The sequence below is a fragment of the Rubrivivax gelatinosus IL144 genome (assembly GCF_000284255.1).
Classification (GTDB): domain Bacteria; phylum Pseudomonadota; class Gammaproteobacteria; order Burkholderiales; family Burkholderiaceae_C; genus Rubrivivax; species Rubrivivax gelatinosus_A.
In genome coordinates this window covers 1907447-1927539 of the sequence record NC_017075.1, presented here as the reverse complement: position 1 = coordinate 1927539, position 20093 = coordinate 1907447, and the positions used below count along the sequence as shown (strand labels likewise).

Genomic DNA, 20093 nt, shown 5'->3' with positions numbered 1-20093 from the left:
TATCGACTCCAAGGAAGGACTACGCATGATCCGAACCCTGGCGGATGCCGTCTCCCGCCGCGTGCCTGGACATCGCCTGGCGATGCTGGCAATCGCGGCCCTGGCCTCCGGCTGCGCCGCCCCGCCCGACCGCGGCGCGGCGCCAGTCCCGCCCGCCGCCCCGCCGGCGGTCATCCGCGCCGCCGACGCCGGCGCCACCGTGCCGGGCTGGCACGAGTACTTCGCCGAACCCGGCCTGCAGGCGCTGATCGCCCAGGCCCTGGCGAACAACCGCGACCTGCGCATCGCCGCCCGGCGTGTCGACGAAGCCGCTGCCGGCTACGGCCTGCAGCGGGCGGAGGAAGGCCCGACGATCGGCGCGCAGGCGCGCGGCATCCGCTACCACGCGCCGGCCGACCTGAGCCTCACGCGCCAGGCCCAGACGGCCGGCGCGCAGACCGCGGGCCTCGGCTTCTCGAGCTGGGAGCTCGACCTCTTCGGCCGTTTGCGTGCGCTGTCGGACAGCGCGCGCGAGCGCTGGCTGGCCAGCGAGGCTGCACGCCGCGCCATCGAGCTGCAGCTCGTCGCCCAGGTCGCCGACGGCTACTTCAGCCTCTGCGAACTCGACGAACGCCTGGCGCTGGCGCGCGAGACGGTGGCCAGCCGCAGCGAGAGCCTGCGCATCACCAGCCGCCGCGTCGAGGTCGGCTCGAGCTCGAAGCTGACGCTGCTGCAGGTGCGCACGCTGCTGACGCAGGCGCAGTCGCTGGTGGCGACGCTGGAGCGCGAACGCGCCGCCCAGGTCGAGGCGCTGGCGCTGCTGGCCGGCGCGCGCCCGCTGCTGCCCGAGCCGCTGCCGCGGCTGGAGGCGCTGGCCGCGCTCGCGCCGCTGGCGCCGGGGCTGCCGGCGACGCTGCTCGAACGCCGGCCCGACCTCGTCGCCGCCGAGGCCCAGCTGCGCGCCAGCCGTGCCAGCGTCGCCGCGGCGCGGGCCGCCTTCTTCCCGCAGGTCACGCTGACCGGCCAGTGGGGCAGCGCCAGCGCCGAGCTGTCGGGGCTGTTCGAGTCGGGCAGCCGGCAGTGGCTGTTCACGCCGTCGATCTCGCTGCCGCTGTGGGACTGGGGCCTGCGGGCCCGCAACCTCGACCTCGCCGAGGCGCGGCGCGACATCGCCGTCGCCCAGTACGAGAAGAGCGTGCAGGCCGCGTTCCGCGACGTCGCCGACGCGCTGTCGGCCAGGCACTGGGTCGACGAACAGGTCGTCATCGCCGGCGATGCGCTGGCCGCGCAGCGCGAGCGCGCCCGGCTGGCGCGGCTGCGCTGGGACACCGGCTCGTCGAGCTTCCTCGACGTGCTCGACGCCGAACGCGACCTGCTGGCCGCGCAGCAGGCCGAGGTGCAGGCCCGGCGCGGCGCGCTCGCCGCCCGCGTCGCGCTCTTCGCCGCCCTGGGCGGCGGCACCACCGTCTCTTCCTCTTCCGAACCGGATCACGTCACGCCATGAACGCAGCACTCCGCAAGTACTCGACCTGGATCGTGCTGGCCGCGGTGGTGGCCGCGGTCGCCTTCCTGGCGCTGAGGGCGCGCGGCTCGGGCGACGAGCCCGGCCTCGTGTCCGGCAACGGCCGTCTCGAAGCCACCGAGATCGACGTTGCAGCCAAGATGGCCGGCCGGGTCGAGAGGATCAGCGTCGCCGAAGGCGACTTCGTGCGCGCCGGCCAGCCGCTTGCGACGATGCAGACCAGCTCGCTGCAGGCCCAGCACGACGAAGCCAAGGCCCGGCTGGCGCAGGCCGAGAGCACGGTGGCCAGCGCACGCGCCCAGGTCGCGGTGCGCGAGGCCGACCGCCGCGCCGCCGAGGCCCAGGTGGCGCAGCGCGAGAGCGAGCTCGACGCGGCGACGCGCCGGCGCGAACGTTCGGCCTCGCTGCAGGCCGAAGGCGCCTCGTCGGCGCAGGAAGTCGACGACGACAACGCCCGCGTGCGCGGCGTGCAGGCGGCGCTGGTCGCCGCGCGCGCGCAGGTCGCCGCCGCCGAGGCCGCGGCCTCGGCCGCGCGCACCCAGGTCGACGGCGCCCTGGCCACCGTCGAGGCGGCGCGTGCCACGGTGGCGCGCATCCGCTCCGAGCTCGACGACACGGTGCTCGTCGCGCCGCGCGCCGGCCGCGTGCAGTTTCTCGTCGCCCAGCCCGGCGAGGTGGTGGGCGCCGGCGGCAAGGTGCTCAACCTCGTCGACCTGGCCGACGTCTACATGACCTTCTTCGTTCCCGAGGCCGCCGCCGGCCGGCTGGCGCTGGGCTCCGAGGTGCGCCTGCTGCTCGACGCCGCGCCCGGCGTCGTGATCCCGGCGCAGGTGAGCTTCGTCGCCAGCACCGCGCAGTTCACGCCGAAGACGGTGGAAACGGCGAGCGAGCGCCAGAAGATGATGTTCCGCGTGAAGGCGCGCATCGCGCCCGAGCTGCTGCAGCGCTACCGCGACCAGGTCAAGACCGGCCTGCCCGGCGTCGCCTGGGTGCGCACCGACCCGGCCCAGCCCTGGCCGGAACGTCTGGCGACGAAGGTCAAGCCGTGACCGAGCCGGTCGTTCGCGCCGAGGGCCTGACGCTGGCCTACGGCGCGGTGCAGGCGCTGGCCGAGGTGTCGGTGGCGCTGCCCGCGGGCTGCATGGTCGGGCTGATCGGGCCCGACGGCGTCGGCAAGTCCAGCCTGCTGTCGCTGGTGGCCGGCGCGCGTGCGCTGCAGCAGGGCCGGCTCGAGGTGCTGGGCGGCGACATGGCCGACGCCGCGCACCGCAGCGCCGCCTGCCCGCGCATCGCCTACATGCCGCAGGGCCTGGGCCGCAACCTCTACCCGACGCTGTCGGTCGAGGAGAACCTGCAGTTCTTCGGCCGCCTCTTCGGCCACGGCGCCGACGAGCGCCGCCGCCGCATCGATTCGCTGACCGCGGCCACCGGCCTCTCGCCCTTCCTCGACCGCCCGGCGGGCAAGCTCTCCGGCGGCATGAAGCAGAAGCTGGCGCTGTGCTGCGCGCTGATCCACGACCCGGACCTGCTGATCCTCGACGAGCCGACGACCGGCGTCGACCCGCTGTCGCGCTCGCAGTTCTGGGACCTGATCGACTCGCTGCGTGTCGACCGGCCGCAGATGAGCGTCGTCGTCGCCACCGCCTACATGGAGGAGGCCGAACGTTTCGACTGGCTGGTGGCGATGGACGGCGGCCGCGTGCTGGCCACCGGCACGCCGGCCGAGCTGCGCACGCGCACCGGCGCCGCGGCGCTGGAACAGGCGTTCATCGCCCTGCTGCCCGAGGAGCGCCGCCGCGGCCACCGTGCCGTCACGGTGCCGCCGCTGGCCGAGGACGGCGACGACAGCATCGCCATCGAGGCCCAGGGGCTGACGATGCGCTTCGGCGATTTCACCGCCGTCGACCACGTGAACCTCGCTATCCGCCGAGGGGAGATCTTCGGCTTCCTCGGTTCCAACGGCTGCGGCAAGTCGACGACGATGAAGATCCTGACCGGCCTGCTGCCGGCCAGCGAAGGCCGGGCCTGGCTCTTCGGCCACGAGGTCGACGCCGCCGACATCGGCACGCGCCGGCGCGTCGGCTACATGTCGCAGGCCTTCTCGCTCTACGGCGAGCTGACGGTGCGCCAGAACCTGGTGCTGCACGCGCGCCTGTTCCAGATGCCCGAGGAGGCGATCGGCGCGCGGGTCGACGAGATGCTGGAGCGCTTCGACCTCCAGGCCGAAGCCGAGACCCTGCCCGAGAAGCTGCCGCTGGGCATGCGCCAGCGCCTGTCGCTGGCCGTGGCGATGGTCCACCGGCCCGAGCTGCTGATCCTCGACGAGCCGACCTCGGGCGTCGACCCGATCGCGCGCGACCGCTTCTGGGAGCTGCTGATCGAACTCGCGCGCCGCGACCGCGTGACGATCTTCATCTCCACGCACTTCATGAACGAGGCCGAGCGCTGCGACCGCATCTCGCTGATGCACGCCGGCCGTGTGCTGGTCAGCGACCGGCCGCAGGCGCTGCGCGAAGCCCGCGGCGCGGCGACGCTGGAACAGGCTTTCATCGCCTGGCTGCGTGAAGCCGCCGGCGATGCCGCGCCACCCGCCGCCGCACCCGCGCCCGCCGCGCCGCAGCCGGCCACCACGCCGGCACCGGTGCCGGCGGCCGCGCCCAGACGCCACGCCTGGTTCAGCCTGCGCCGGCTCCTGAGCTACAGCTCGCGCGAGGCGCTGGAGCTGCGCCGCGACCCGGTGCGCGCGACGCTGGCGCTGCTGGGCACGGCGATCCTGATGTTCATCGTCGGCTACGGCATCAGCATGGACGTCGAGGACCTGCCGTTCGCCGTGCTCGACGGCGACGACACCGTGCTCAGCCACGACTACGCGCTGCAGATCGCCGGCAGCCGCTACTTCATCGAGAAACCGCCGCTGGCCGGCCATGCCGACATGGACCGGCGCATGCGCGCCGGAGAGATCGCGCTGGCCGTGGAGATCCCGCCCGGCTTCGAGCGCGACCTGCTGCACGGGCGCACGCCGACGCTGGGCGTGTGGATCGACGGCGCGATGCCGACACGCGCCGAGACCGTGCGCGGCTACGTCCAGGCCATGCACCTGCAGTGGCTGGCGACGCAGGCCCGCGAGCGCCTGGGCGCGACGCTGGCCGCGCCGAGCTCGATCGAGCTGCGCTATCGCTACAACCCCGACGTGCGCAGCCTGCCGGCGATGGTGCCGGCGGTGATCCCGCTGCTGCTGCTGATGATCCCGTCGATGCTGGCGGCGCTGTCGGTGGTGCGCGAGAAGGAGCTGGGCTCGATCGTCAACCTCTACGTCACGCCGGTCACGCGCGCCGAGTTCCTGCTCGGCAAGCAACTGCCCTACGTGCTGCTGGCAATGCTGAACTTCGTGCTGATGAGCGTGCTGGCGGTCGCCGTCTTCGGCGTGCCGATCAGCGGCAGCTTCCTGTCGCTGGCACTGGCGGCGCTGATGTTCGTCGTCATCGCCACCGGCTTCGGGCTGCTGGCCTCGACCTTCACGAACACGCAGGTCGCGGCGATGTTCGTCACGATCATCGGCACCGTGCTGCCGGCGGTGCAGTTCTCCGGCCTGATCCACCCGACGAGCTCGCTCGAAGGCCTGGGCTGCGTGATCGGCAGCGTCTACCCGGCGACGCACTTCCTGACGATCAGCCGAGGCATCTTCGCCAAGGGGCTGGACGCGGCGGACCTGGCGCCGTCGTACTGGGCGCTGGCGCTCACGGTGCCGGTGGTGCTGGGGCTGGCGCTGGTGTTGCTGAAGAAGCAGGAAAGATGATGCGCAAAGACTGGTTCGCGACCGTCTACCGCCTGGGCATCAAGGAGTTCTGGAGCCTGCTGCGCGACCCGATGATGCTGGCGCTGATCGCCTACACCTTCACGGTGGCGATCTACGCCGCGGCCACCGCGATGCCCGAGCCGCTGCACCACGCGACGATCGCCATCGTCGACGAGGACGATTCGCCGCTGTCGCAGCGCATCACCCAGGCCTTCTACCCGCCGCAGTTCCGCACGCCGGCGCCGCTGACGATCGCCGAGGTCGACCCGGCGCTGGACCGCGGCGATTACACCTTCGTGCTCGACATCCCGCCGGGCTTCCAGCGCGACGTGCTCGCCGGGCGCAAGCCGGCGGTGCAGCTCAACGTCGATGCGACGCGCATCAGCCAGGCCTTCACCGGCGGCGGCCACGTGCAGCAGATCGTCGCCGCCGAGGTCGCCGAGTTCGTCGCCCGCCAGCGCGGCGGCGCGGCCACCGGCGTCGAGCTGGCGATGCGCATGCGCTTCAACCCGAACCTCGAGTCGATGTGGTTCGGCTCGCTGATGGAGCTGATCAACAACGTCACGATGCTGTCGATCATCCTCACCGGCGCGGCGCTGCTGCGCGAGCGCGAGCACGGCACGCTGGAGCATTTGCTGGTGATGCCGGTGACGCCGGCGCAGATCATGGTCGCCAAGGTCTGGTCGATGGGCCTGGTGGTGCTGGGCGCGGCCTGGTTCTCGCTGGCCTTCGTCGTGCAGCGTGTGCTGCAGGTGCCGGTCGAAGGTTCGGTCGCGGTGTTCCTGCTGGCCGCGGCGCTGCACCTGTTCGCCACCACCTCGCTGGGCATCTTCCTGGCGACGATGGCGCGCTCGATGCCGCGCTTCGGCATGCTGCTGGTGCTGGTGCTGCTGCCGCTGCAGCTGCTGTCCGGCGGCGTCACGCCGCGCGAGAGCATGCCGGCGCTGGTGCAGGACGTGATGCTCGCGGCGCCGACGACACACTTCGTCGCCGCCGCGCAGGCCGTGCTCTACCGCGGTGCCGGGCTGGACGTCGTCTGGCCGCAGCTGCTGGCGATCGCGGCGATCGGCACCGTGCTGTTCGGGATCTCGCTGAAGCGTTTCCGCGAGTCGATCACGGGATTGGCTTGAGGCGCGCCAGCATCGCCCACAGGCAGCCCAGACCGAACAAGGCGGCGCCCGCCGGCGGCTCGTGCATGCGGCGCAGCTCGATGATCTCGAAGGCCTCGCCCCACAGCGTGCGCAACGTGCTTTCATCGTAGCCCAGGCCACCGCCGAGCGAACCCTGGCGGTAGACCTGCTCGTCGTCGAGGCCGCTGCCGCCTTCCGGCCTGAAGCAGACCAGCCCGAGCCGGCCGCCGGGGCGCAGCGCGCGAGCGAGCAAGGCGACGTAGTCCTGCCGACGGTGCGGGGCGATGTGGTGGAAGCAGCCGGAGTCGTAGACGAGATCGAGGCTTGCGGGAGCGGGCGGCTGCTCGAAGATCGAGGCCTGCCGGAGCTGGAGCTCGACGCCACGGCGCTGCGCCGTCTCGGCGGCCCAGGCCAGCGCCTGCGCCGACAGCTCCACACCCTGCACGACAAATCCCTGTTCGGCCAGGAAGACCGCGTTGCGGCCGTTGCCGCAGCCGACGTCCAGCGCCGCGCCCGGTGCGAGCCAGCCGCGCCGGCACCAGTCGACGAGGTTCTCGTCGGGCTCGTCGACGAAGAACGGACGGTTGCGGCTGCGGTCGGCGTAGAAGTCCTGCCAGCGCGCCTGTTCGTGCTCTTCCAGGCGTCGATGCGCCGCCGGGACGTCGGCCTGGGGCTCGGTCGGTGTCGCCATGCGGCCATCGTGGCCCGGCCGGACAGCCGGCGCAACGGCTCTGGAGCGGAGACTCGAACCGCAGCGCACCGCGACGGTGCCTGCGGCTCTACACTGGCGCGTTTGCCCGTTCATCACCCCGTCACACACCCATGACCCGAGTCGTCATCAGCGGCACCGGCCTGTACCGCCCGCCCCACGTCATCAGCAATGCCGAGCTGGTCGAGGCCTACAACCGCTACGCCGAGCTGCAGAACGAACGCCACGCCGACGCCATCGCCGCCGGCGAGCGCCAGCCGATGGCCTCGTCGAGCGTCGAGTTCATCGAGAAGGCCTCGGGCATCAAGCAGCGCTACGTGCTGGTGAAGGACGGCGTGCTCGACCCGGCGCGCATGTATCCGCGCTTCGAGCCGCGGCCCGACGAGCAGCTGTCGCTGATGGCCGAGATCGCCGCCGACGCCGCACGCCAGGCGCTGGCCGCGGCCGGCAAGACCGGCGCCGACGTCGACATGGTGCTGTGCGCGGCCTCCAACATGCAGCGCGCCTACCCGGCGATGGCCATCGAGATCCAGAACGCCATCGGCGCCGGCGGCTACGGCTTCGACATGAACGTCGCCTGCTCCTCGGCGACCTTCGCGCTCGAACAGGCGGTCAACGCGGTGAAGTCGGGCAGCGCACGCTGCGTGCTCGTCGTCAACCCCGAGATCACCTCGGCGCACATCGAGTGGCGCGACCGCGACTGCCACTTCATCTTCGGCGACGTCTGCACCGCGCTCGTCGTCGAGGCCGCCGACACCGCCACCTCGGCCGACCGCTGGGAGGTGATGGGCACCAAGCTGGCGACGAAGTTCTCCAACGCCATCCGCAACAACTTCGGCTTCATGAACTCGGCCGAGGACGCCGACCCCGACGCACGCGACAAGAAGTTCCGCCAGGAGGGCCGCAAGGTCTTCAAGGAAGTCGTGCCGATGGCCGCCGCGCACATCGCCTCGCACCTGGCGGCGCTGGGCCACGAGCCGACCCAGGTGCGCCGCTTCTGGCTGCACCAGGCCAACGTCGGCATGAACCAGCTGGTGCTGAAGAAGCTGGTCGACCACGAGGTCGGCGGCGACATCGCGCCGCTGATCCTGGACGAGTACGCCAACACCGCGTCGGCCGGCTCGATCATCGCCTTCCACGAGCACCGCGCCGACCTGGCCGCCGGCCACCTGGGCGTGATCTGCTCCTTCGGCGCCGGCTACTCGATCGGCAGCATCGTCGTCCGCAAGTGCTGAGCGCGCACGGCACCGCCGCGCTGCTGTGCGCGGCCTTCGTGCTGGCCGGCTGCGCGACGCCCGATCGCCCGCTGCCGCGGACGGCGCTGGCCTCGGCCGCCGATCTCGCGCCCAGCCCCGCGGGCGCCGACCCGCGCCAGCCCTACTCCTTCCGGGCCAGCGATGCCCGCTGGAACGACTACACGCGCGTGCTGCTGCAGCCGGTGGTGCTGTACGCCGGCGCCGACGCGCAGTTCGGCGACGCCAGCGACGACGACAAGCGCCAGGTGATGGCGGCGCTGCGCAGCTCCTTCGAGGCCGCGCTGCGCCGCCGCTACACGATCGTCGACGAGCCGGGCCCGCGCACGCTGAAGCTGCGCCTGACGCTCACCGGCTTCGAGAAGAACACGCCGGTGCTGGCGACGCTGACCAAGGTGCTGCCGATCGGGCTGATCCGCAACTCGATCAAGAGCGCCTACGACGAACAGGGTTCGCTCTCGGGCTCGCTGAGCTACGCCGTCGAGGTCTACGACGCGAGCAACGACCGCCTGCTGCGCGCCTTCGTCGCCAAGCGCTACCCGGGCGCGTTGAACATCGGCGCCAGCCTCGGCACCCTGGACGCCGCACGCACCGCGGCACGCGACGGCGGGCTGGCACTGCTGGACGACCTGCGCTGAGCCCGTCAGCGGCGCGCGAGGCCTCCGCAGTCGTGCCGGCCCGGCACGGGCACGCTCCTCGCTAGCATGGGCCACCGCCGCCGCCGCGCGGCCCGCCGGGGAGCCCGCGCTCGTGAACGATCCTGCCGCCGCGCTGCACGTCGAATCGCTGATCGACAGCGCCACCTCGACCTGCAGCCATCTCGTGCTCGACCGATCCAGCGGGCACTGCGCCATCGTCGACTGCGTGCTCGACTACGACGCGGCGTCGGGACGGACCTCCACCGACTCGGCCGAGCGCCTGATCGCCCGCGTTCAGGCGCTCGGTGCACGCGTGCAATGGCTGCTGGAGACGCACGTGCATGCCGACCACCTCTCGGCAGCGCCGTACCTGCAGCGCCGGCTCGGCGGCCGGGTGGCGATCGGACGCCAGATCACGGCCGTGCAGCGCATCTTCGGCGACTTGTTCAACGCCGGGCCGGGCTTCGCGCGCGACGGCCGCCAGTTCGACCACCTGTTCGACGACGGCGAGCGTTTCGAGATCGGCTCGCTGCCGGTCACGGTGCTGCACACGCCCGGCCACACGCCGGCCTGCGTGAGCTATGTCGTCGCGTCCGGAGACGGCTGCGCCGTCTTCGTCGGCGACACGCTGTTCGCGCCGGACGTCGGCACCGCGCGCTGCGACTTCCCCGGCGGCGACGCCGCGACGCTGTACCGCTCGATCCGCAGGCTGCTCGCGCTGCCCAGGCCGACCCGGTTGTACCTGTGCCACGACTACCCGCCGCCGGGTCGCGACGCTCTCGCCTTCACGACCGTCGGCGAACAGCGCGACGCCAACCTGCACGTGCGCGACGGCATCGAGGAGGCGGACTTCGTCGCCATGCGCCGGGCGCGCGACGCCACGCTGCGCCTGCCCTCGCTGATGCTGCCGGCCGTCCAGGTCAACATGCGCGCCGGCCACCTGCCGCCGCCCGAGGACAACGGCGTGCGCTACCTGAAGATCCCGCTCGACCGGCTCTGAGACGCAAACGAAAAAGGCCTGGCGGGAAGCCAGGCCTTTTTGCTGTTTGGTGCCGGTGAAGAGAGTCGAACTCCCGACCTTCGCATTACGAATGCGCTGCTCTACCAACTGAGCTACACCGGCGGCGTAAGCCCATGACTATAGCACGCTTTGGCGAAGGTTCCGCAAGTGCTTCGTCGGACAGACGGCTCACCGAGGAGCGCGAGCGGGTGCCGCGCTGCCGCACGATGCCCGTACCACCCGCACGGGCAAGAAACAGCCGTCCGACGCGGTTTTGCCCGACCCGTATATTTCGTGACCGCGCAGTCACCAAATGACCAGCGCGTTTGTCTGCCTCTAGCGTCCCTCACCTACCGTCGGAGAAACTGCCATGCGTCACGAAACTGCCGTTGCCAAAGAGACCGAACTGCGCCAGCTCGACCGCCTGGCGATGCTGGCCAGCGCCGCCATCGCCCTGGTGCCGCTGCTGCCGTATGCGCTGAACCTGTGACCGGTTCCGGGCCCCGAGAGGCCCGGTGAAGACGACGCCCGGGCCGCGACCCGGGCGTCGTCGTATTCAGCCCCGCCGCGGCCGGCGCAGCGCCTGCAGCGCAGCCTGCACGATGCTCGCAGCGTCGACCTCGAAGAACTCGCGCAGGCGCCGGCGCGTGTCGCTGCGGCCGAAGCCGTCGGTGCCCAGCGTGACGTAACGCGCGTCGACGTACTCGGCGATCAGCTGCGGCCAGGCGCGCACGTAGTCGGTGGCCGCGACCACCGGCGCGTCGCCGGCCAGCAGGCGCTCGACGTGCGAGACGCGCGGCGCATCCTGCGGCTCGATCCGGTCCAGGCGCCGGCATTCGGCCGCCTCGCGCGCCAGCTCGGAGAAGCTGGTGGCGCTGAACACCTCGCAGGCGATGCCGTGCTCGGCGGCCAGCGTGCGCGCCGCGGCCTGCACCTCGCGCAGGATGGCGCCCGAGCCGACCAGCCGCACCCGCGCCGGGCCGTCGCCGTGCGCCTCCAGCCGGTACAGGCCGCGCAGCAGGTCCTCGCGCACGCCTTCGGGCAGGCTGGGCATCGCGACGTTCTCGTTGGTCAGCGTGACGTAGTGGAACTCGTCGCGCTGCTCGACCAGCATGCGCTGCAGGCCGTGTTCCAGGATCACCGCCAGCTCGCCTGCGTGCGCCGGGTCCCAGGCGCGGCAGGTCGGCACGGTGGCGGCGACGACCAGGCTGGAGCCGTCCTGGTGCTGCAGGCCTTCGCCGCCCAGCGTCGTGCGGCCGGCGGTGGCGCCGAACAGGAAGCCGCGCGCGCGCTGGTCGGCGGCGGCCCAGATCAGGTCGCCGACACGCTGGAAGCCGAACATCGAGTAGTAGATGTAGACCGGCAGCATCGGCAGGCCGTGCACCGCGTAGCTCGTCGCCGCGGCGATCCACGAGCTCATCGCGCCGGCTTCGTTGATGCCCTCTTCCAGCAGCTGGCCGTCGGCCGACTCGCGGTAGTACAGCATCGAGGCCGCGTCCTCGGGCTCGTAGCGCTGGCCGCCGGGCGCGTAGATGCCGATCTGGCGGAACAGGCTCGCCATGCCGAAGGTGCGCGCCTCGTCGGCGACGATGGGCACGACGCGCGGGCCGAGCACCGGGTCCTTCAGCAGGCCGCCGAGCAGTCGCACGGCGGCCATCGTCGTGCTCATCTCCTTGCCGTCGGCATCGAGCGCGAAGCTGCCCCAGGCCGCCAGCGGCGGCACCGGCAGCACCGGCGCGGCGGCGTTGCGCCGCGGCAGCGGCCCGCCGAGCGCGGCGCGGCGCTCGCGCAGATAACGCATCTCGGGGCTGTCGTCGGCGGGCTTGAAGAACTTCAGCGCCGCGACGTCGGCGTCGTCCAGCGGCAAGGCGAAGCGGTCGCGGAAGGCCTTCAACGCCTCGACGTCGAGCTTCTTGGCCTGGTGCGCGGTCATGCGGCTCTCGCCGGCGCCGCCCATGCCGAAGCCCTTCTTGGTCTTGGCCAGGATGACGGTCGGGCGGCCGCGGTGCGCCTGGGCCGCGGCGAAGGCGGCGTGCAGCTTGCGCAGGTCGTGGCCGCCACGCTTGAGCGCGTCGATCTCGGCCGGGCTCATGTGCGCCACCAGCCGCTGCACCTCGGGGTTCACGCGGAAGAAGTGCTCGATGTTGTAGGCGCCGTCGTTGGCGCCCAGCGTCTGGTACTGGCCGTCGACGGTGCCGGCCAGCGCCTTCAGCAGCACGTGCTGGGTGTCGCGCGCGAATAGCGCGTCCCAGTCGCTGCCCCACAGCACCTTGATGACGTTCCAGCCGGCGCCTTTGAACAGCGACTCCAGCTCCTGGATGATCTGGCCGTTGCCGCGCACCGGGCCGTCCAGGCGCTGCAGGTTGCAGTTGACGACGAAACACAGGTTGTCGAGCTGCTCGCGCGCGGCCAGCGTCAGGCCGGCAATCGACTCGGGCTCGTCCATCTCGCCGTCGCCGAACACGCCCCAGACGCGCCGGCCCTCGCTCTGCAGCAGCCCGCGCGCCTGCAGGTAGCGCATGAAACGCGCCTGCCAGACGGCGTTCAGCGGCCCCAGGCCCATCGAGCCGGTGGGGAACTGCCAGAACTCGGGCATCAGCCAGGGGTGCGGGTACGAGCACAGCCCGGGCCCGGCGATCTCCTGGCGATAGTTGGCGAGCTGCTCCTCGCTCAGCCGCCCTTCGAGGAAGGCGCGGGCGTAGATGCCCGGCGCCGAATGCGGCTGGAAGAAGACGAGGTCGCCCGACTGGCCGTCGGCGCTGCCGCGGAAGAAGTGGTTGAAGCCGACCTCGAAGATCTCGGCGGCCGAGGCATAACTGGCGATGTGACCGCCGAGCTCGCCGTAGGCCTCGTTGGCGCGCACGACCATCGCCAGCGCGTTCCAGCGCAGGACGGCGGTCAGCCGCTCCTCGAGGCGCAGGTCGCCCGGGTAGGCGCCCTGGCGCTCCAGCGGGATCGTGTTGCGGTAGGCCGAGTACGGCGGCACGTGCGGCACGACGCCCAGCTGCTGGGCCTGGCGCTCGAGCTGCTCGAGCAGGAACAGGCCGCGCTCGGGCCCCGCGTCGGCGACGACCGCCTGCAGCGCTTCCAGCCATTCCCGCGTTTCCTGCGGGTCGAGATCGGGAGATTCAAAAGATTCGGGTGCACCCATCGCGGCTCCATGCCGGCCTCGTGGGCCGGGGGCCGCAAGTCTAGGACGGACGCGACGTGCCCGGCCGCACACGCGGCGCTTCGCCCTCTTCGGCGAGCACGCGGCGCAGCCGCTGGGCGATCTGCGCCGCGGGGCTGCGGCCGTCGCGGAAAGCGTCGAACAGTGCGGCCAGCGCCGCGTCGTCGTCCACCGCCGCGCCGTCGGCGGCCGTGGCGTCCGGCGGCGGCAGGCCGGCGCAAGGGGGTCGGGTCATGTTCTTCTCCAGCGGCGGCTGACGGTCCGCCGAGGACAGCATCGTCTTCCTCGCCGCCGCCGGCCGAAACGCCGAACAGCGGCAGCAAAAGCCGTGAAGATGACGCCGCGTTGCGTGCCGGCCGCGCTCAGCGCCGCGGGATCGTCGCCTCGATGCCGGTCGTCGCGCCGCTGGGCGCCAGGCGCAGCTCGCCGCCCCACTGGCGCACGATCTCGGCGACGATCGCCAGCCCCAGGCCGCAATGGCCCTCGCCGCTGCGCGCCGGCGACAGGCGCACGAAGGGCTGCTGGGCGAGCTCGAACTCGGTGGCGCTCATGCCGTGGCCGTGGTCGAGCACACGCAGCAGCGCCCCGCCCTCGTGCTCGACGAGTTCCACGCGAACCGGCGCGCGGCCGTAGGCCAGCGCGTTGTCGACGAGGTTGCCGACCAGGCGCTGCACCGCCAGGTCCGGCATCAGCCAGTCCAACGGCGCGATCTGCGCCTCGACCGGCTCGCCGTGTTCGACGTGGCGGCGCACGACGTCCTCGACGGTGCGCGCCAGCGGCGCGTCGCGGCCCACGCCTTCGGCACGCTCCAGCTGCACGTAGGCGAGGAACTGGTCGACGATGCGCTCGAGCGAGCCGAGGTCGGCGATCAGCGCGTCGCCCACCGCGGGCTCGCACTGGGTCTCGGCGCGCAGGCGCAGGCGCGCCAGCGGCGTGCGCAGGTCGTGCGACAGGCCGGCGAGCAGGTTCTGCCGCGTCTGCCGCCCGGCCTCGACGACGCGCACCAGCGAGTTGAACGACGCCGCCAGCGAGCGCAGTTCGTCGCTGCCGCGGCCGTGTTCGGCGATCGGCTTGAGCGGCGCGCGCTGGCTGGCGATCTCGTCGGCCAGGCGCTGGATCGGCCGCGCCACGTAGCGTGCCGACAGCAGCAGCGCGACGAAGACCAGCGCCGACAGCACGCCCAGCCAGGCCAGCAGGGTCTCGAACAGCGCCGGCCGCGGCAGCTGGTTGGAAAACGAGATCCACCAGCGCTGGCCGTCCACCGACAGACCGACCAGCAGCGTGCGCATGCCCGCCGGGCCCGGGCCGTGGCGCACCACGGCGTCCGAACCCAGGCGGCGCTGCAGCTCGCGCTGCAGGCCTTCCAGCGGCCCGTTGCCGGGCGAGCCCATCAGCGACGAGACGGCCGGCTGCGGCCCGTCGGGGCCGTTGCGATGGCCGTCCTCGGGCGAGCCCGGCCCGTGCTCGTCCAGGTTCAGCGTCGGGCCCCAGGGCGGCGTGATGCCGACCTGCACCCGTTCGTCGGACAGGCGCCGCGCCAGCGCCGAACGGTCCGCGGGCGCCGCGGCCGCCAGCGCGGTGGCGATCGTCGTCGCGTGCGCGGCCGTCTCGTTGCCGAGCTCGTCGAACAGCGGCGAGAGCCAGAAATGCAGGACCAGCGCCTGCGTCAGGAAGGCCAGCGCGCCGACGAGCGCGACGCCGGCCGTCAGGCGGCCGACGAGCGTGCCGGTGGCGGCGTTGCCCATGCCGGCGTCAGGCGGCCATCGGCCGCGGCAGGTGGGGCACGAACATGTAGCCGTGGCCGCGCACCGTCTGGATGTAGCGCGGCATCGCCGGGTCGGGCTCGACGATCTTGCGCAGCCGCATCACCGCGACGTCGGCGGTGCGCGCCAGCAGCTCCTCGCCGCGCGTGTGCGACACCGACAGCAGGCGCTCGCGCGAGATCGGCACGTGCGGGTTGGCCACCAGCTCGGCGAGGATCGAGTACTCGACGGTGGACAGCACGCGCAGCTCGCCGTTGGCGGCGTGAAGGCTGCGTGTCGCCGGCACGAAGGTGTGCGCACCGATGCGCACCTCGCGGTCGCTGGGCGCGGGCACGCCGGGCAGCGAACTCGTGCGGCGCAGCACGGCGCGGATGCGCGCCAGCAACTCGCGCGCCGAGAACGGCTTGCCGAGGTAGTCGTCGGCGCCCATCTCCAGCCCCAGCACGCGGTCGACCTCCTCGGTGCGCGCGGTCAGCAGGATGATCGGCACGCGGTCGCCTTCGGCGCGCAGGCGGCGGCAGGCGTCGACGCCCGACTCGCCGGGCAGCATCACGTCGAGCACGATCAGGTCGGGCCGGCGACGGTGGATGCGCCGCATCATCTCCTCGGCGCTGGACATCGGCGTCACCGACAGGCCCTGGCGTTCAAGGTACGCCGACAGCATGTCGCGCATCGCGGGGTCGTCCTCGACGACGAAGAGGTGGTGCGGGGTCGTGTCCATGGCCGGCAGCCTAGTCGCGCCGTGTTTCCGGATGTAGCGCAGCGTTGATTTTCGCGTTGCCCGCGTCCCGGGTGGCGGGAAATCTCGCGTCATCGATCGTCGCCGCCGGCAACGGCCAGGCAATGTGCGCGTCGCGCGCCCGCGCTGCAATCGCCGGGCGGCGCCCGAAGGCGCCAGACCTTCGAAGGAACGACGATGATGCTTTCCCTGTTCGCGCGGCGCGGCCTGTTCGCGCTGTTCGCGGCTTCGGCCCTGGTGCTCTCCGCCTGCGGCGGCGGCGGTAGCAGCAGCGGCTCGGCCCAGCTGCGCGTGCTCAACGCCAGCTCCGATGTCGACTCGGTCGACGTCGACGTCGACGGCACGACCGAATTCTCGGCCGTGGCCGCCGACGCGGTGACCGGCTACACCAAGCTGGACGCCGACACCTACACGCTGAAGGTGCGCGCCAACGGCGCCACGTCAACGCTCGTCACCGGCAGCTACACGCTGGCCAAGAGCAAGCACTACACCGGCGTCGTCTGGGGCCGCAGCGGGGCGTTGAAGTTCGTCACGCTGCCCGAGGATTCGGACACCGACGACATCGACGACGGCTACGGCCAGCTGCGCGTCTACAACGCGACCACCGACGCCGGCTCGTTCGACGTCTACCTGACGCAGGAAGACGCCGACCTGGCCGACGCCAGCGCCCTGGCCAGCAGCGTCAGCTCGGCGACGCTGGGCAGCTACAAGGACGTCGGCATCGGCACCTACCGGCTGCGCGTGACGACCGCCGGCGACTCCGACGACGTGCGCCTGGACGTCAGCGGCATCACGATCAACGAGCACGAGTACTCGACGCTGATCATCACCGCCGGCACCGGCGGCGTGCTCGTCAACGGCGCGGTGCTGGTGCAGCAAGGCGACATGACGCTGGCCAAGAACACCCAGGCACGCATCCGCGTGATCGCCGGCGCCGAGTCGCGCGGCACGGTCAACGCGACGCTGGACGGCAGCACGCTGGCGACCCTCGTCTCGCCCTCGGTCGGCAGCTACCAGCGCATCGCTGCCGGCAGCAGCACGCTGACCGTCAAGATCGGCGGCACGACGATCAGCTCGGCGACGCAGACCTTCAAGCCCGGTGCCGACTACACCCTGCTGGCCTACGGCAGCGCCGGCAGCGACGCCGCCATCTCGCTGATCAACGACGACAACCGCCTGCCGACCGCGTCGACGCGCTACCGCGTGCGCCTGATCAACGCCGCCTCGACCTCGGCCCCGATCACGCTGTCGGTGGACTACGCGGCACTGATCACCGACGTCGCGGCCGGCAGCGCGTCGAGCTTCGTCACCGCGACCACCGACGACGAGGCGCGCGTCGACGTCACCACGTCCTCGGGCGGCGAATACCTGTTCACCCAGGAGGACACGAACCTGCAGTCCTACGGCGTCTACACTGTGTTCCTGCTCGGCGGCAACACGTCGCCGACCGGTGTGCTGCGCAAGGATCGCTGACTGACTCCACCCCCATCCGCCCGCCTCGCCTGGCGCCTGCTGTTCGTGCTGCTCGGCTCGGGCGTGGCGTGGCTGGCGTTCACGCCGCATCCGCCGCCCGAGGCGAGTGTCGGCTGGGACAAGGCCAACCACGCGTTTGCCTTCGCTTCGATGGCCCTGGTGGCCTGGAAAGCCTGGCCCGGATGGGGCTTCCCCCGCATCGCCACGGCGATGCTGGGCTACGGCGTGCTGATCGAGCTGGTGCAGGCCTACGTGCCTGGCCGCAGCTCAGAAGCCGCCGACATGCTGGCCGACGCCGCCGGCCTGCTGGTCGCCTGGGCGCTGTCGCGCCTGTTCCGGCGCCGGCCCAACCCCTGAATTTCTTTACAGTGGTGGCTCCACCCATGAGCCACTGAGCCTCCACACTGTCTTCCAGCGTCGGGCATCGGGCCCGGCCGCCGACCGGGAGACCGTGATGAACCAGGCGATCTTGGACTTCGACCCGCAGGCCGAGGCCTGCGACCGCAGCGGCTTCGAACTGGGCTGGGACCACGCCCGCCACGGCCTCGTGCCGGCGCCCGGGCTGCTGCTCGACGGCACGCCGGTGGGCCAGGGCTGGCGCGCCGCCAAGGCGGTGTTCGGCCGGCGCACGCTGACCCCCACGCGCCTGGTGCGGCGCTGGCTGGCGCTGCGCACCGATGCCTGGCGACGCGGCGTCGCGCTCGATCCGGGGCGCGTCACATGGCGTCACCTCTCCGAGATCGAAACCGGCCACTGCCCGGTGACGCGGCGTGCTTTCGGCGGCGCCGACGCGCCCGTCGTCGCCCGCCTGGGCTCCGATCCGGCTTACGCGCCCGGCGCGCTGGCGATGCTCTGCCCCCAGGCCGAGGCGGCCCGCGAAGGCCTGGACGCAGCGGCGCTGCTGCGCCGTGCGGCGCAGGCCCAGGCCGGCCTGGCCGAAGCGCCCGGCGGCCTGACGCCGGCCGAAGCCTGGCGCCTGGCGGTGCTGGCCAGCCTGGCGACGCCGCTGCCCTTCGTCGAATCGGTGCGCGTGCCGCTGCGCGTGCTGCCGCCGCCGGGCCTGCGGCCGGTCAACGCCGCACAGCGCCTGCAGGCGCTGGTGACGCTGCAGTTCGCCTCGGGCGGCTGGAGCGAGCGCATTCGCCGCCTGGCGGCGCTGCTGCCGCCCGAAGGCGGCGACGCGCTGCGCCACGACTTCCACCTGCTGGCCGGCGCGCTGGCCGCACGCGTCATCGAAGCGCGGGCCGGCCGGGACCCGCGGGCCGTGCGCCAGGCGCTGGAAGACGCCTGGGCCGACCGCCGCGTCAACCAGCGCTGGCAGGCCCTGGCCTTCGGTCTGGGCGAGACCGGCGTGCTGCGGCTGCTGGAGCGTGCCGTCGAAGCCGCCACCGCGCGCCAGCCGCGGCGCGTGACGCCCGGCACGGCGCAGCCGGTGGGCACTCCGGTGGCGCCGGCACGCGCGCTGCGCGTCGTCGTGCCGCCGCGCCGGCCGGCCGCGCCGGGGGCGGCGCGTGCCTGATCAGCGGTAGCGCCGCTCCAGCCAGGCGAGCAGCGTGCGCAGCGTCTGCGCCTCGCCGCCGGCCGGGCGGCCGGGGCGCGCGGCGTCGTTCCAGGCGTAGAGATCGACGTGCAGCCAGGGCAGCGCCTCGGGCACGAAGTCCTCGAGGAACAGCGCGGCGTTGATCGCGCCGGCCTGCGGGCCGCGGCCGGTGTTGACGATGTCGGCGATCTCGCTCTCGATGCCGCCGTGATAGTCGCGCCACAGCGGCATGTGCCACAGCGGGTCGTTCAGTTCCAGGCCCAGGTCGACGAGCTCGCGTGCGGTGGCCGTGTCGCGGCAGAACAGCGCCGGCAACTGTGCGCCCAGCGCCACGCGCGCCGCGCCGGTCAGCGTCGCCAGATCGATCATCAGCCCGGGCTTGGCTTCGGCGCCATAGGCCAGCGCGTCGCAGAGGATGACGCGGCCTTCGGCGTCGGTGTTGCCGATCTCGATGTGCAGGCCGCTGCGCGTGCGGATCACGTCGCCGGGGCGGTAGGCGTTGCCGGCGATCGCGTTCTCGACCGCGGGGATCAGCAGCGTCAGGTGCACCGGCAGGCCCAGCGCCATCACCATCTGCGCCAGGCCCAGCGCGTTGGCGGCGCCGCCCATGTCCTTCTTCATCTGGCGCATGCCTTCGGGCGACTTGACGTCCAGCCCGCCGGTGTCGAAGCACACGCCCTTGCCGACCAGCGTCAGCTGCGGGTGCTTGGGGTCGCCCCAGTGCAGCTCGATCAGCCGCGGCGCGCGTGCGGCGGCACGGCCGACGGCGTGGATCGCCGGGAAGCCGGCCTTCAGCAGCGCGTCGCCCACCGTCTGGCGGAACTCGGCGCCGTGCTGCTCGGCGACCAGCTTCACGGCCTCGGCGAGTTCGGCCGGGCCCATGTGCTCGGCCGGGGTGTTGACGAGGTCGCGCACCGAGGCGATGGCGGTGGCCAGCAGCAGGCCGCGTTCGGCCGCCGCGCTCTTGGCCAGCAGCAGCGTCGCCGGTTCGCTCTTGGCCGGCTTGTAGAGGTCGAAGCGGTAGCCGCCCAGCTCCCAGGACATCGCCGCCACCTCGGGCGCGACGGCCAGGCCGTCGGCCGACAGGCGGTAGTTGCCGGCCGGCAGCGCGCGCGGCAGCGCCGCCAGCGCCCACGGATGCGAGGCCGCGCGCACGCCGGCCCAGACCTCGGCGACGGCCCCGTCGGCTGCCGGCACCAGCGCGTGCGTGTCGGGCGCGCCGGTGAAGCCCGTGGCCTCCAGCCAGCGGCGCGTCGGCGCCGGGGCGGCGGCGAGCTGCTCGGCAACGGTGGAACGGTCGACGACGCGGATCGGCGTCGCACGGGCGGTGGGCTTTTTCAGGAGGACGGACATCGGCGGCAGGTCGCCCACGGGCGACGAGG

At 72.6% G+C, this 20093-nt stretch carries 16 protein-coding genes and 1 tRNA gene; 10 read left to right on the top strand and 7 right to left on the bottom strand.

Annotated elements, in window-relative coordinates:
* Nucleotides 1-25: 25 nt before the first annotated feature.
* Genes RGE_RS09005 through RGE_RS08990 form a run of 4 tightly spaced genes read left to right on the top strand, consistent with a single transcriptional unit; the run spans nt 26 to nt 6427 of the window.
* The gene (locus tag RGE_RS09005) at nt 26-1483 is read left to right on the top strand and encodes an efflux transporter outer membrane subunit (RefSeq protein WP_014428046.1); all 1458 of its coding nucleotides are present in this window, start codon (nt 26-28) and stop codon (nt 1481-1483) included.
* Entirely contained in the window at nt 1480-2550 is a 1071-nt protein-coding gene (locus tag RGE_RS24015) for an HlyD family secretion protein (protein ID WP_014428045.1), read from the top strand. The genes RGE_RS09005 and RGE_RS24015 overlap by 4 nt, the downstream gene beginning before the upstream one ends.
* Entirely contained in the window at nt 2547-5297 is a 2751-nt protein-coding gene (gene rbbA, locus RGE_RS08995; RefSeq protein ID WP_014428044.1) for a ribosome-associated ATPase/putative transporter RbbA, read from the top strand. The genes RGE_RS24015 and rbbA overlap by 4 nt, the downstream gene beginning before the upstream one ends.
* Nucleotides 5297-6427: an ABC transporter permease gene (locus tag RGE_RS08990; RefSeq protein ID WP_043783946.1), complete on the top strand. Its 1131-nt coding sequence runs from the start codon at nt 5297-5299 to the stop codon at nt 6425-6427. Before rbbA ends, RGE_RS08990 begins: the two co-directional genes overlap by 1 nt.
* Here RGE_RS08990 and RGE_RS08985 read toward each other — a convergent pair.
* Nucleotides 6411-7118, bottom strand: a complete 708-nt coding sequence (locus RGE_RS08985) for a class I SAM-dependent methyltransferase (RefSeq protein WP_014428042.1) — start codon at nt 7116-7118, stop codon at nt 6411-6413. The genes RGE_RS08990 and RGE_RS08985 overlap by 17 nt on opposite strands.
* Nucleotides 7119-7249: 131 nt before the next feature.
* On the opposite strand from RGE_RS08985, the gene RGE_RS08980 reads away from it, so the two are divergent.
* The 3 genes from RGE_RS08980 to RGE_RS08970 all read left to right on the top strand — a co-directional run bounded on the left by RGE_RS08980 (nt 7250) and on the right by RGE_RS08970 (nt 10027).
* Nucleotides 7250-8371: a beta-ketoacyl-ACP synthase III gene (locus tag RGE_RS08980; protein ID WP_014428041.1), complete on the top strand. Its 1122-nt coding sequence runs from the start codon at nt 7250-7252 to the stop codon at nt 8369-8371.
* Nucleotides 8365-9027 (top strand): DUF3313 domain-containing protein, encoded by a 663-nt coding sequence (locus RGE_RS08975; protein WP_014428040.1) that lies wholly within the window; start codon nt 8365-8367, stop codon nt 9025-9027. Before RGE_RS08980 ends, RGE_RS08975 begins: the two co-directional genes overlap by 7 nt.
* A 112-nt stretch (nt 9028-9139) precedes the next feature.
* Complete coding sequence (locus tag RGE_RS08970; RefSeq protein WP_014428039.1) at nt 9140-10027, top strand: MBL fold metallo-hydrolase; 888 nt, start codon at nt 9140-9142, stop codon at nt 10025-10027.
* A gap of 47 nt (nt 10028-10074) precedes the next feature.
* Here RGE_RS08970 and RGE_RS08965 read toward each other — a convergent pair.
* From RGE_RS08965 to RGE_RS08945, 5 genes are all read right to left on the bottom strand, one after another.
* Nucleotides 10075-10150 (bottom strand) — tRNA-Thr (locus RGE_RS08965).
* A 433-nt stretch (nt 10151-10583) separates the two neighbouring features.
* Nucleotides 10584-13178, bottom strand: a complete 2595-nt coding sequence (gene mdeB, locus RGE_RS08960; protein WP_014428037.1) for an alpha-ketoglutarate dehydrogenase — start codon at nt 13176-13178, stop codon at nt 10584-10586.
* A 40-nt stretch (nt 13179-13218) separates the two neighbouring features.
* Complete coding sequence (locus RGE_RS08955; RefSeq protein ID WP_043785020.1) at nt 13219-13431, bottom strand: hypothetical protein; 213 nt, start codon at nt 13429-13431, stop codon at nt 13219-13221.
* Nucleotides 13432-13558: 127 nt separating this feature from the next.
* Nucleotides 13559-14941 carry a sensor histidine kinase gene (locus tag RGE_RS23135; RefSeq protein WP_014428035.1) on the bottom strand — a complete coding sequence of 461 codons (1383 nt, stop codon included), beginning with the start codon at nt 14939-14941 and terminating at the stop codon, nt 13559-13561.
* Between the two features lie 7 nt (nt 14942-14948).
* Nucleotides 14949-15680, bottom strand: coding sequence for a response regulator (locus tag RGE_RS08945; RefSeq protein ID WP_014428034.1), 732 nt, complete (start codon nt 15678-15680; stop codon nt 14949-14951).
* Between the two features lie 195 nt (nt 15681-15875).
* On the opposite strand from RGE_RS08945, the gene RGE_RS08940 reads away from it, so the two are divergent.
* From RGE_RS08940 to RGE_RS08930, 3 genes are all read left to right on the top strand, one after another.
* The gene (locus RGE_RS08940) at nt 15876-17171 is read left to right on the top strand and encodes a DUF4397 domain-containing protein (RefSeq protein WP_014428033.1); all 1296 of its coding nucleotides are present in this window, start codon (nt 15876-15878) and stop codon (nt 17169-17171) included.
* A 45-nt stretch (nt 17172-17216) separates the two neighbouring features.
* The gene (locus RGE_RS08935) at nt 17217-17528 is read left to right on the top strand and encodes a VanZ family protein (protein WP_014428032.1); all 312 of its coding nucleotides are present in this window, start codon (nt 17217-17219) and stop codon (nt 17526-17528) included.
* Between the two features lie 97 nt (nt 17529-17625).
* Nucleotides 17626-18690: a hypothetical protein gene (locus RGE_RS08930; RefSeq protein WP_043783943.1), complete on the top strand. Its 1065-nt coding sequence runs from the start codon at nt 17626-17628 to the stop codon at nt 18688-18690.
* Here the strand turns inward: RGE_RS08930 and RGE_RS08925 are convergent, their stop codons facing one another.
* Nucleotides 18691-20064: a leucyl aminopeptidase family protein gene (locus tag RGE_RS08925; protein WP_043785015.1), complete on the bottom strand. Its 1374-nt coding sequence runs from the start codon at nt 20062-20064 to the stop codon at nt 18691-18693.
* Between the last annotated feature and the right edge of the window lie 29 nt (nt 20065-20093).

Coding starts and splice junctions, on each gene's coding strand:
- RGE_RS09005 (WP_014428046.1), top strand. CDS start 26: ATGATCCGAACCCTGGCGGATGCCGTCTCCCGCCGCGTGCCTGGACAT.
- RGE_RS24015 (WP_014428045.1), top strand. CDS start 1,480: ATGAACGCAGCACTCCGCAAGTACTCGACCTGGATCGTGCTGGCCGCG.
- RGE_RS08990 (WP_043783946.1), top strand. CDS start 5,297: ATGCGCAAAGACTGGTTCGCGACCGTCTACCGCCTGGGCATCAAGGAG.
- RGE_RS08985 (WP_014428042.1), bottom strand. CDS start 7,118: ATGGCGACACCGACCGAGCCCCAGGCCGACGTCCCGGCGGCGCATCGA.
- RGE_RS08980 (WP_014428041.1), top strand. CDS start 7,250: ATGACCCGAGTCGTCATCAGCGGCACCGGCCTGTACCGCCCGCCCCAC.
- mdeB (WP_014428037.1), bottom strand. CDS start 13,178: ATGGGTGCACCCGAATCTTTTGAATCTCCCGATCTCGACCCGCAGGAA.
- RGE_RS08955 (WP_043785020.1), bottom strand. CDS start 13,431: ATGACCCGACCCCCTTGCGCCGGCCTGCCGCCGCCGGACGCCACGGCC.
- RGE_RS23135 (WP_014428035.1), bottom strand. CDS start 14,941: ATGGGCAACGCCGCCACCGGCACGCTCGTCGGCCGCCTGACGGCCGGC.
- RGE_RS08945 (WP_014428034.1), bottom strand. CDS start 15,680: ATGGACACGACCCCGCACCACCTCTTCGTCGTCGAGGACGACCCCGCG.
- RGE_RS08940 (WP_014428033.1), top strand. CDS start 15,876: ATGATGCTTTCCCTGTTCGCGCGGCGCGGCCTGTTCGCGCTGTTCGCG.
- RGE_RS08930 (WP_043783943.1), top strand. CDS start 17,626: ATGAACCAGGCGATCTTGGACTTCGACCCGCAGGCCGAGGCCTGCGAC.
- RGE_RS08925 (WP_043785015.1), bottom strand. CDS start 20,064: ATGTCCGTCCTCCTGAAAAAGCCCACCGCCCGTGCGACGCCGATCCGC.